The 529-nt window shown below is 64.8% G+C and carries 1 protein-coding gene; it reads left to right on the top strand.

What is annotated here, in order from left to right; translation table 11 throughout:
- Positions 1-486: acyltransferase family protein (locus tag AC1DS3_RS39415; RefSeq protein ID WP_477129469.1), on the top strand; the 486-nt coding region annotated here is incomplete at its 5' end.
- Positions 487-529: the final 43 nt, after the last annotated feature.

The following is a 529-nucleotide window of genomic DNA, read 5'->3' as shown; positions in this document are numbered from 1 at the left end:
GGCGTGATGCTCGCAGTCCTGTACTGGATGAAGCCCGGCATCTACCACAAACTGGCGGCACGGCGCGGCTGGCTGGCCGCCGCCGTGGCGGGACTGCTGGCATGGCTATTGTTCTGCCAGGCCGATATCGTGATCGAGGAAAGCATCGGCTTCACCATCCAGTCCATCGGCTTCATCGCCCTGATCGTGCTGGTGCTGGAGCATTCAGGCCGCCTGCGCGACAGCGTTGCGTACCGGGCGATCGCCTGGATCGGTGTGTATTCCTATGGCATCTATCTATGGCATACGGTGGCGCGCACGCCCGGCGCCCTGATCATTCATGAGGCTCTGGCATATGGGCTGCCCCCGCCGATGGTCTGGGTGCTGGCGCTCGTCATGCAGTTCGCCATTGCGATCGCGGCGGGCTACCTGACCACCCGTGCCGTTGAATTGCCTTTCCTGCGGTTGCGCGACGCGCTCTTTCCGGCGGGCACGCGCCCGGCGTAGTGCGGAGCCGCCAAAACGCCCCTTGCGAAAGGCCAATCGCGCC

The organism is Cupriavidus sp. 01L46, from assembly GCF_056399905.1.
This window is presented reverse-complemented; position numbering and strand designations above follow the sequence as displayed.